The organism is Sporosarcina sp. NCCP-2222, assembly GCF_023168145.1.
Lineage (GTDB): Bacteria > Bacillota > Bacilli > Bacillales_A > Planococcaceae > Sporosarcina.
In genome coordinates this window covers 40,598-51,351 of record NZ_BQYK01000003.1, presented here as the reverse complement: position 1 = coordinate 51,351, position 10,754 = coordinate 40,598, and the positions used below count along the sequence as shown (strand labels likewise).

Annotated in this window: 9 protein-coding genes; all 9 read left to right on the top strand. The window is 46.0% G+C overall.

The window, feature by feature from the left end; genetic code table 11:
- Positions 1–146: 146 nt before the first annotated feature.
- The 9 genes from NCCP2222_RS07020 to asnS all read left to right on the top strand — a co-directional run bounded on the left by NCCP2222_RS07020 (position 147) and on the right by asnS (position 10,745).
- On the top strand, positions 147–1,340 hold the full coding sequence (locus tag NCCP2222_RS07020; RefSeq protein WP_248510991.1) for a CCA tRNA nucleotidyltransferase: 1,194 nt from the start codon (positions 147–149) through the stop codon (positions 1,338–1,340).
- Positions 1,318–2,301: a biotin--[acetyl-CoA-carboxylase] ligase gene (locus tag NCCP2222_RS07015; protein WP_248510988.1), complete on the top strand. Its 984-nt coding sequence runs from the start codon at positions 1,318–1,320 to the stop codon at positions 2,299–2,301. Before NCCP2222_RS07020 ends, NCCP2222_RS07015 begins: the two co-directional genes overlap by 23 nt.
- 300 nt (positions 2,302–2,601) lie before the next feature.
- Complete coding sequence (gene panB / locus NCCP2222_RS07010) at positions 2,602–3,435, top strand: 3-methyl-2-oxobutanoate hydroxymethyltransferase (protein ID WP_248510986.1); 834 nt, start codon at positions 2,602–2,604, stop codon at positions 3,433–3,435.
- A gap of 20 nt (positions 3,436–3,455) precedes the next feature.
- Positions 3,456–4,319: a pantoate--beta-alanine ligase gene (gene panC / locus NCCP2222_RS07005; RefSeq protein WP_248511790.1), complete on the top strand. Its 864-nt coding sequence runs from the start codon at positions 3,456–3,458 to the stop codon at positions 4,317–4,319.
- Positions 4,307–4,687, top strand: coding sequence for an aspartate 1-decarboxylase (gene panD, locus NCCP2222_RS07000; protein ID WP_248510983.1), 381 nt, complete (start codon positions 4,307–4,309; stop codon positions 4,685–4,687). Before panC ends, panD begins: the two co-directional genes overlap by 13 nt.
- A 181-nt stretch (positions 4,688–4,868) precedes the next feature.
- Entirely contained in the window at positions 4,869–7,652 is a 2,784-nt protein-coding gene (dinG, locus tag NCCP2222_RS06995; protein WP_248510979.1) for an ATP-dependent DNA helicase DinG, read from the top strand.
- 67 nt (positions 7,653–7,719) lie between these two features.
- Positions 7,720–8,199, top strand: a complete 480-nt coding sequence (locus NCCP2222_RS06990; protein ID WP_248510976.1) for a cell wall elongation regulator TseB-like domain-containing protein — start codon at positions 7,720–7,722, stop codon at positions 8,197–8,199.
- Between the two features lie 15 nt (positions 8,200–8,214).
- Entirely contained in the window at positions 8,215–9,411 is a 1,197-nt protein-coding gene (locus NCCP2222_RS06985) for a pyridoxal phosphate-dependent aminotransferase (RefSeq protein ID WP_248510974.1), read from the top strand.
- A gap of 38 nt (positions 9,412–9,449) precedes the next feature.
- A complete protein-coding gene (asnS, locus tag NCCP2222_RS06980; protein WP_248510971.1) occupies positions 9,450–10,745 on the top strand; it encodes an asparagine--tRNA ligase in 1,296 nt (431 codons plus the stop codon).
- Positions 10,746–10,754 lie beyond the last annotated feature (9 nt).

Here is a 10,754-nt window from a genome sequence, read left to right as displayed (position 1 = left end):
GCTGAAAAGGCACTTAGCCTGCTGCAGGACGCCTCATTGCTCGAGTTGTTCAAGCAAAACGCACTGCAAACTGTTCCAAACCGATTTGACTCGGCATCCATCGTCGAACGTTATGAAAACCTTTATTATGAAATGGCGGGTAGGAAATGAGCTATTCATTTGGGACAAGTGCCAGCAGAGGAGTCGTATCAAAGCTCCTGTCTGCGGGATACGAAGCGGTTTTTGTGGGGGGAGCAGTGCGAGATCTTTTGTTAGGAAAAGAGGCATCCGATATCGACATAGCAACGTCTGCCACTCCTAAAGAAGTGAAGGAGGTTTTTCCGAATACTGTAGACGTCGGGATTCAACATGGCACCGTTCTTGTTCTGTTTGAGGGTGAACCGATAGAGGTGACAACCTATCGAACGGAAGGCACCTATTCGGATCATCGAAGACCAGACGAAGTGACATTTGTCAGATCACTCGAGGAAGATTTAAAACGGCGTGATTTTACAATGAATGCGATGGCCTTGTCACTTGATGGGAGACTGATTGATCCTTTCGGAGGAAAACAAGACATCGACAAACGTTTGATCCGGGCAGTTGGAGCTGCAGAGGAACGTTTCAAGGAAGATGCCCTCCGCATGTTCCGAGCAATACGTTTTTCCTCCGTTCTTGGCTTTGCCATTGAAGATTCGACCTGCGATGCAATTGAACTTTTGGCTAAGGAGATCGAACATATCGCAGCGGAGCGGCTAAAGGCTGAGTGGGACAAGCTATTCCTCGGCAAGGAACCGACGAGGGCATTCGAGTACATTCATGACACGGGAATTGGTGCGCATTTGCCGGCATATCCTGAAACGTTCAGGGCAGCCTCCTGTCTTCATGGTCCTTTTCAAACCTCGCTAGAAGGCTGGGCGACTTTGATGATGACGGGTGATTTGGAACCTTTGCAGCTGACACGTGCCTATAAAATGTCCAATACGGAAAAAACTTTTTTGCGGTCCATACAGGAGGTACTCCAAACAAGGGAAGCACAATTTTATTCTAATCTCGATTATTATCGATGGGGGGAGCAGGTACTCCTTGCAGCGGAAGCAATTTATCAATGCCTGCATCCGGATAAGCCGTTCCTCGGCCCGAATGAAATTCGAGAAAAGATCGCTGCATTGCCGATCCGCTCAAAACAAGAGCTTGCCGTGACAGGAACGGACCTTCTTGCTTGGTCCAAAGCAAAAGGAGGCCGCTGGGTAGGCGAGTGGTTGGATACAATCGAACGGGCAGTCATTCTTGGTGACTGCAGGAACGACAGTGAAGAGATAAAGGGATGGTTTCTCCATGAGTTTACGAGGCAAAGATGAAATTTTAAAACAGTTGATGATGAGTGGCGGGACACCGGTTTCTGGCCAGGACATGGCAGACCGAATGGGTGTTTCCCGTACCGCAGTCTGGAAGTATATAAAGGAATTGGAGTCCGACGGCTATCAAATCGGCTCTGTAAGGAAAAAAGGATATTATTTGTTAGATACACCGGATATTGTGAATGCAGCGGCGATTCAGCGCCATTTGAAGACAAACAATTACGGCAGGCACATCCAGTATTATGAAAGCTGTCCTACTACACAATCCATTGCCCATGAAGAAGCTCAAAATGGGGCTTCAGACGGGACGTTGATCATTGCAGAGGAGCAGACAGCCGGAAAAGGCAGAATGTCGCGCCCGTGGTCTTCATCGGCTCGAAAAGGGATTTGGATGAGCTTGATCATTCGGCCATCTCTCATGCCCCAGCAAGCACCGCAAATGACACTAGTGGCGGCGGTTGCCATTGTCCGGGCCATGGAAGAAGTGGCTGATGTGCAGCCAACAATCAAATGGCCGAATGATATACTGATAAACGGCAAGAAAATGACCGGCATCCTTACAGAATTACAAGCGGATATGGATCGGGTCAAAGCGATCATTCTTGGAATGGGTATCAACGCGAATCAGGAAGAAACCGACTTTTCCGATGAATTAAGAGAAATTGCCACGTCTCTACATTTGGTAACCGGCGAAAAGGTCGATCGGTCCCGTTTGGTTGCAGCCATTCTTTATTATTTGGAGTTATATACAAAAATGTATGAGAAGAATGGATTCGCGCCGATTAAATTACTCTGGGAGAGTTATTCCAATACAGTTGGCAAACGAGTCCGTGCCGTCATGTTAAACGAGACGATTGAAGGAACAGCAATTGGCATTTCCGATGAAGGACTGTTGGAACTAAGACTTGATGATGGATCAATCCGGGGAATTTATTCAGCGGATATCCAAATGGCAAAATAACGGTATACAACGATTATGCGTTTTGTTATAGTAAGGCTGAAGGGCAGTATCATCACCGAACTGCACCTGTTATCGGCATGTCTTGAAATTTTATAAGTTCTGCCTTGATCTTGAAAAAGACAGGGACGGAGGAAACCATTACTGCTTACAACACAACCCTTCTGTCCTTTTTTGGATTGGAAGGGTTTTTATTTGTTTTTGCAGATTACAGCGTAGACATTCAACTTCGGTTTTCTCTAAGAGACAGTTCGAACGCATGGCCTTCAGTGTTGAACTTAATCGAGAGGGAGATGGTTGTAAATGAAGAGCACGGCAGATTTTTTGAAAATGAAGCAAAATGGAGAAAAGATCGTGATGCTGACCGCTTATGATTATCCTTCTGCCCAATTGGCAGAGGAGGCAGAAATGGATGTTCTTCTCGTTGGAGACTCTCTAGGCATGGTCGTCCTCGGATACGATTCTACTGTTTCTGTAACGGTGGAAGACATGGTACACCACGGCAAAGCGGTGCGTAGAGGAGCACGGGACACATTCATTGTCGTCGATATGCCATTCGGGACGTACCATGGCTCGGAAGACCGCACGCTACAGAACGCAATGCGTCTGTTTCAGGAGACGGGTGCAAATGCACTTAAGTTGGAAGGGGCCGGCAAAGTGATTGATGGCATTCGGCTGCTCACTTCAACAGGTATTCCAGTTGTAGCGCATCTTGGCCTACTTCCACAATCGGCCGCTGTCATTGGCGGTTACAAGGTTCAGGGGAAGACGGCTGAAGCGGCGCAGCAGCTTATTCGTGATGCGAAGGCTTGCGAGAACGCCGGCGCATGCATGATTGTCGTAGAATGCATTCCTCACCAGCTTGCAGACGAACTGGCAAAAGCCGTGTCTGTACCAGTCATTGGCATTGGTGCAGGAAGTGCGGTGGACGGCCAGGTGCTTGTTTTCCATGACACAGTCCAATACGGAAAACACCATGTGCCAAAATTCGTTGAAGCATATGCCAATATTGGTTCCGAGATTACGCACGGCCTTATGGCGTACAAACGCGCTGTCAAACAAGGAGAATTTCCAACAGCCAAGCATAGTTTCACAATGAAAGAAGAAGAGCTGGCTGCCTTGTACGGAGGAAATTGAAAGAGAAGAGGACATAGATGATGGAAGTAATTACTACTAGAAACGAACTAATAACACATCTGGATCGTAACAATCGGAACGGAAGATCGATCGGCTTTGTGCCAACGATGGGTTTCTTGCATGAAGGACATTTATCGCTAGTTTCTAAGGCGAAAGAAGATAATGACATCGTGGTCATGAGTATTTTTGTCAATCCGGCGCAATTCGGGCCAGGAGAGGACTACGAAGCATATCCAAGGGATTTGGAGCGTGATATGGCGCTTGCCAAAGAGGCGGGGGTAGATTTTTTATTCACACCGTCCGCTATGGAAATGTATCCGACCGACGGAGGAATCCGTATTCTGCCCGGCCGGCAGGCGGAAGTTTTGTGCGGCGCATCGAGGCCAGGCCATTTTGATGGTGTTTTGAAAGTCCTATTGAAACTTTTCAATATGGTAGATCCTGACCGGTCCTATTTCGGAATGAAAGACGCACAACAGCTTGCCATTATCGAAACATTTGTCCGTGATTTTAATCTTCGGACAGAAATCGTGCGTGTTCCGACGGTACGGGAGTCGGATGGTCTTGCTAAAAGCTCAAGAAATGTCAATTTGAGTGCAATAGAAAGGAGCGAAGCGCCGGGAATCTACAAAGCGTTGCAGCACGGCCAACGAATGGTCGGCATTGCTGCACCACATGAGATCGAAAAGGCGATGGTCGAATTTATTACGCAGGAGACATCTGGTAAAGTCGATTACGCCAACGTGCTGTCGTATCCAAATCTTAGCGAAGCAATTGATGAGGACTCTGAAATTATCTTGGCTTGTGCTGTGAAATTCTCCAAAACTAGATTGATAGATAATATTATTATGTCAACAAAGGATGATACTTCATGTTCAGAATGATGATGAATAGCAAACTGCATCGCGCAGTTGTGACAGAAGCAAATTTGAATTACGTGGGAAGCATTACGATTGATCAGGATCTACTAGATGCAGCCGGATTGCTTCATAATGAGAAAGTGCATATCGTCAACAATAATAATGGCGCGCGATTTGAGACGTATATCATTGCCGGTGAGCGCGGCAGCCGGGTCATGTGTGTAAATGGTGCAGCAGCACGTCTCGTTCAGCCGGGAGATATCATTATTGTCATTTCGTATATCTATGTTTCGGATGAAGAAGCAAAACATCATGCGCCTACCGTCCTCATTATGGACGAAAATAATAGAATTAAAGAACGGATTGTGGAAAAACCAAGCATGACGGTATAATCGGATGCTCTGAGGATGTCAGGCTGCGTGTACGCCTCCAATTGACGGATTTACCTGGCAATTGGAGGCGGATTCCACAAGGCCCGTCCTCTTTTTTAGTTTTAAAACAGCAAAATCCTCTATTCAGAACCGTTTGTATGGTACAATCCGTGTAGTATCCAAACAGGAAGATGATGATGGAATGACAACACATACATATGCGGTCGTCGATTTGGAAACGACCGGCCATTCACCTTCAAGAGGCGATCGAATTATCCAGATTGCGATTGTTTTGATCGAGGATGGAAAAATAACTAGCAAGTATACCCGATTTGTTAACCCAGGCAGGGCCATTCCGATCTTTATCCAACAATTGACCTCAATTACAGAGGATGATGTAAAGGATGCACCGTTGTTTGACGACATTGCATCGGAAGTGTCAGCTTTGCTCGAGGGCAAAGTTTTTATTGCTCATAATACGGACTTTGACCTGTCCTTTTTACAAAGTGAGTTTACACGATGCAGGGTAAACAAATGGTCTGGTAAAAAAATTGACACGGTTGAATTGGCAAAAATCCTATTTCCGACTTCTCCGAGTTACCGGCTCCAAGATATTGCGGAAGAACTGGGCATATCTTTGCCTGCAGCTCATCGTGCGGATGATGATGCGGAAGCGACAGCCCATTTGTTTTTAGCTTGTCTTAACAAATTGAGGAAGCTGCCTGAAATGACGCTGAAACTGCTCCACCGCAGATCCTTTTCACTTCGATCCGATATTTCCATGTTGATGTACCAGGCCTTGAATGAAAGCAGGGATCAACAATTTCCAACTCAGCTTGCTGTTTTTCGGGGAATTCCTTACAGACGAGAAGAAACCCATTCGGTGTTTAGCAAAGCTGCAGCTAAGCCTTTTCCTTACAAGGACGACAAAGCGAAGATGGAGCTTCTAGGAAAAGTGTTCCATCCAGTGGATAAACGGGAAGCGCAATTTCAATTTATGGATGCTGTTTGGGATGCCTTGGAGAGTAAACAGGAAATTGCAACGGAGGTACCGACGGGCATCGGAAAGACGATAGGCTATTTATTTCCGGCTGCCATGTATGCTGCGAAAAAGGGCAAACCCGTCGTCATTAGTACGGGAACGAACCATCTGATTGACAAAATGGCTGTAGAAGATTATGACAAGATCAGCCGGATGATGGAAGTCGATCTTCGCATTGCTGTCCTAAAAGGCAGGGAACATTATATTTCTTTAGGGAAGCTTGAGGAACTAATGCGGATCATTGATGAATCATACGATGAGACGTTTGCAATCATGCAAATTCTCGTCTGGCTCACCGAAACCGCTACGGGTGACTTAACAGAACTAAATGTGTCCGGAGGCGGTCAATTGTTCCTGGACAGGATCCGAAAGCAATCTTCTGTTCTCCCGCAAGATGAACAAACTGCCGATTTCCACAATCGGATGTTAGCTTCGTGTCCACATGCGGATCTGATCATCACCAATCACTCGACTCTGTTATCCGATAGCTATCGCGATAAAAAAGCATTCCAATCAATTGGAGGGCTAATCGTCGATGAAGCCCATCAGATGATACAAATTGCCAATCATTCGAATGAAACGGTCCTTTCCTATACGAATTGGAAATATGTCATCGGACAAATCAGCTCAGACGCGGAGGGACAGCTGCTTTTTGAAGTCGACCGTCTGCACAAACGTTTTGGGACATTCAGCCAATATACTAAGGATCAACTATTCGAATTGCATGATACGTTCATGCATGCGTTCGATGATGCGATCCGCCTGTTGACGGAATCACCGAATGAGCAGCCTAACAGCGCCAGGAGCAATCGCATTGTGGTGCCGCTGGCTACATTGCATCTTGCTAGCCAACCGCTGGCGCGTGTCGCAGAATCGATGTATCAATACTATAAATTTGCAGCGTCCTACCCGAGTGCCTTGTCTGCTGTTCAGGACCAAATGACAGACAAGGAAAGGGCTTATCTTTCCGAATGGGCCTACTGGGTTCGGGAATTAGCCATCAAAGCAGGAAATTGGGTTGAAATTTTTCTTGATGAAAAAAGGGAGGACTTTGCCATCTGGCTGGAAAAAGATCGACGCAGCATCCCAGGCAGCTTGACTGTAGTAAAAAGCCCAATTGACGGTTCATCTCATATAAGTCAATTCATCTCGGAACTAAAGAAGGAGCACGTCGGGCTTGTATGGACTTCCGGCACAATGTCTGTTCAAGAGGACAAACGATTTGTATTGCGCCAGCTCGGCATAGGAGAGACCGTTCCGTTCATGACGTTTGAGGCGCCGCCTCATTTTTATGATGGAGCGAATATCTTCATTGTGAAAGATATGCCCGATATCCAGCAGGTGGCACAGAGCGAATATGTGGAAGCCGTTGCAGATGCCATCGTCCAGACGGTTATGGCGACAGGAGGCAGGTTGTTCGCGTTATTCACATCTCTCGATATGCTGAGGCAGACGTATGAATTAATTTTGGAGAGTGAACTGCTTTCTGAATATGCGTTAATTGCTCAAGGTGTGAGCTCGGGCAGCCGTATGAAGCTGCTTAAATCATTCCGGCAGTTCGAACAGTCTGTCCTATTCGGGACGAACAGTTTTTGGGAAGGGGTGGACGTTCCTGGCGATGCGTTATCAGCGATCATCATCGTTCGGCTTCCATTCACTTCGCCTGATGATCCAGTATTTAAAGCGAGAGCGGACAAATTAACGGATTTGGGTATTAATCCATTTACCGGCTACGCATTGCCAGAGGCGATCATGCGATTGAGGCAGGGGTTTGGCCGTTTAGTACGGTCTTCTGGGGAAAGAGGCTTCTTCATCATTTTGGATCGTAGGATTGAAACAAAGTCGTATGGCAGACGTTTTCTTGATTCCTTGCCTCGCGTTCCCGTGAAAAAAGTGTCGCTTGAACGTATGGTGAACGAGCTCGAAGATTGTTATAATGAATAAGAATCCAAAGAACTCACGGATTGATTAATTAATTGCGAGATGTTTCCGAGACAGGATGTGGAAGTTTTTGCTGAATTGGATAAAATTTATAACCGCTTTTTTGCTTGCACTCGGAATCGCCATCTTTATCCTTGTCTTCTATAATGCGAACAAACCGTATGCTACAGTCGGCGAGAAAAGCTCTGAGGTCGCTGTATCCTCAGGGAAATTGGCCACTGCTGAGCGGTCCGAAGCGTATAATGGAACAACTTCTCTCGTTACCGTGTATGGTAAAGATGAGGCTGGCAAAGAAAAGGCCGTCTTCATCAGCACCGATAAGGGGGAAGTGGTTGGCGAAGTCGCACTTGCAGATGGCATCTCACCCGATAAAGCTATTGAGGCAGTTAAAAAAGAATTGAAAGTGGAGAAAATTCTCCACGTAACGTTAGGCTTGGAGGAAGACCACCCGATCTGGGAAGTGGCATTCCGCAGTGAAAACGGCAAGTTGAATTATGTCTATGTGTTTTTTGAAAATGGACAGTGGTGGAAACGTATCTTGAATCTTTAAGGCATAAGGGAGCGGATGAAATTGACAAAGGAATTGGCATCGAGAGTTAGTACATTAACCCCTTCAACAACATTGGCCATTACAGCGAAGGCAAAGGAAATGAAGGATGCCGGCATTGACGTGATTGGCCTTGGAGCGGGCGAACCGGATTATAATACACCGGCAAACATCCTAGAAGCGGCGTATGAGTCGATGAAAGATGGAAAGACGAAGTATACGCCTTCCGGAGGCCTTCCCGCTCTTAAGGATGCCATCATTGAAAAGCTGAAGCGAGATCAAGGGCTTGCATACGCCCGCAATGAGATCATGGTAGGCGTCGGTGCCAAGCATGTCCTCTATACACTATTTCAGGTCATCATTAATCCTGGAGACGAAGTCATCATCCCTGTACCATACTGGGTCAGCTACCCGGAGCAGGTCAAACTGGCTGGCGGAGAACCTGTCTTCGTAGAAGCGGGAGCGGATGCGCACTTTAAAGTGACGGCTGAACAAATTCGTGCAGCCATCACGGAAAAAACAAAGGCGGTTATCGTGAATTCGCCGGGAAATCCTACCGGTATGATCTATTCGGATGAGGAACTGAAACAAATAGCTGAAGTCTGCAAAGAGAAGGATATTTGGATCATTTCGGATGAAATTTATGAGAAGCTGATTTACGGAGATGCGAAGCATACATCGATTGCCCAGCTATCAGAAGATGCAAAACAGCGGACTTTTATTATTAATGGTGTTTCCAAATCTCACTCCATGACAGGGTGGAGAATTGGTTATATTGCCGGTGATAAAGAAGTCGTTTCAGCGATGACGAACTTGGCAAGCCACTCTACATCAAATCCGACGACCACATCCCAATATGCTACTATCGAAGCGTATAATGGGCCGCAAGATGCTGTAGAGGAAATGAGACAAGATTTCCAATCACGTTTGGAAAAGGTATATCCGCAACTTGCCGCTATTCCAGGTTTTAAAGTTGTAAAGCCTCAAGGGGCATTTTACTTGCTGCCTGAAGTATCGGAAGCGGTTGAGAAAACAGGCTTTTCAAATGTCGATGAGTTTGCTTCCGCTTTATTAACAGAAGCAAAAGTCGCAGTTATTCCAGGTTCCGGTTTTGGTTCTCCGGATACAATCCGCCTTTCATATGCGACATCGATCGATTTACTTGAGGAAGCAATTAAACGGATGCGTGAATTTGTTGAAAAGAACTGGAAATAATAAAGCAAACTAAAATGCAATAGTATTTGGAGGTCCTTATGAAAACAATTATGATACACGAGATGCCTGATCATGTAGGCGAAACAGTAAAAATGGGAGCATGGCTTGCCAACAAACGTTCCAGTGGTAAAATTGCATTCTTGCAGCTGCGTGACGGCTCCGGGTTTGTCCAAGGTGTTGTAGTGAAGGAAGAAGTGGGAGAAGACATGTTCGCAAAAGCGAAGTCTTTGACGCAAGAAAGCTCCCTATATATTATCGGAGAAATAACAACGGATGAACGTTCTTCATTCGGTTATGAACTGCAAGTAAAGGAAATTGAAGTGATTCATGAAGCAGTGGATTATCCGATTACACCAAAGGAACATGGTACTGAGTTCCTAATGGATCACCGCCATGTTTGGCTTCGTTCCAGAAAACAACATGCCATCATGAAAATCCGTGATGAAATTATCCGTGCCACATATGAGTTTTTCAATATGAATGGTTTTGTCAAGATCGATCCACCAATTTTGACGGGTTCATCACCAGAAGGTACATCTGAATTATTCCATACTAAATATTTCGATGAAGATGCGTATCTATCCCAGTCCGGCCAGCTATATATGGAAGCTGCTGCCATGGCGTTAGGAAAAGTATTCTCATTCGGTCCGACGTTCCGTGCCGAGAAATCAAAGACTCGCCGCCACTTGATCGAGTTTTGGATGATTGAGCCGGAAATGGCGTTTGTTGAGCATGCAGAAAGCCTTGAGGTTCAAGAACAATTTGTTACGCATATTGTCCAATCTGTCCTTCAAAACTGCCCGCTTGAATTGGAGCGCCTTGGCCGCGATATTTCCAAACTTGAAAAGGTGCAAGCTCCGTTCCCACGCATTACATACGATGATGCTATTAAATTCCTTCACGAAAAAGGATTTGACGACATCCAGTGGGGCGATGATTTCGGTGCGCCGCATGAAACAGCAATCGCGGAACACTATGACAAGCCGGTGTTCATCATGCATTACCCGATTGGCATTAAACCATTCTATATGCAGCCGCATCCAGACCGTGATGACGTTGTCCTATGTGCCGATTTGATCGCGCCAGAAGGCTATGGCGAAATCATTGGTGGATCTGAGCGGATTCATGACTATGAATTGATGAAGCAACGGATCAAAGAGCATAATCTAGATGAAGCTGCCTACGAATGGTATTTGGATATTAGCAAATATGGAGCGGTTCCGCATTCCGGCTTTGGACTTGGATTAGAGCGGACGGTCGCATGGATTTCTGGTGCAGAGCACGTTAGAGAAACTATTCCGTTCCCACGTCTATTGAATCGTCTTTACCCATAATAAAGAGAG